The sequence below is a fragment of the Corallococcus praedator genome, from assembly GCF_003612125.1.
Classification (GTDB): domain Bacteria; phylum Myxococcota; class Myxococcia; order Myxococcales; family Myxococcaceae; genus Corallococcus; species Corallococcus praedator.
The window spans coordinates 1-251 of sequence record NZ_RAWI01000873.1 but is presented as its reverse complement, the minus strand read 5'-3'; the positions used below and the strand labels follow the sequence as shown (position 1 = coordinate 251).

Sequence of the window (251 nt, the reverse complement as noted above, 5' to 3'; positions counted from 1 at the left end):
GCGCGCGGATTCGCTGGGCATGGGGCTGTCCACGGCCGGGGACGGCGCGGTGCTCGACTCGCGCGGCCGTCCGTCCTCCCACCTGTTCACCCTGGGGCCGCCCCGTCGCGGGGACCTCTGGGAGACCACCGCCGTGCCGGAGATCCGCGCCCAGGCGCGGGACCTGGCGGACCACCTGCTGCGACACCTGGGCCTCACTCGCACCGCGTCCGTGCCCCTGTCGGGCGCGTCCTCCTGAACAGACCGCTCGG

At 76.1% G+C, this 251-nt stretch carries 1 pseudogene; it reads left to right on the top strand.

The features are described 5' to 3' along the window. A pseudogene (locus D7Y13_RS42210) lies at positions 1 to 238 on the top strand (FAD/NAD(P)-binding protein); the annotation flags it as partial. Positions 239 to 251 lie beyond the last annotated feature (13 nt).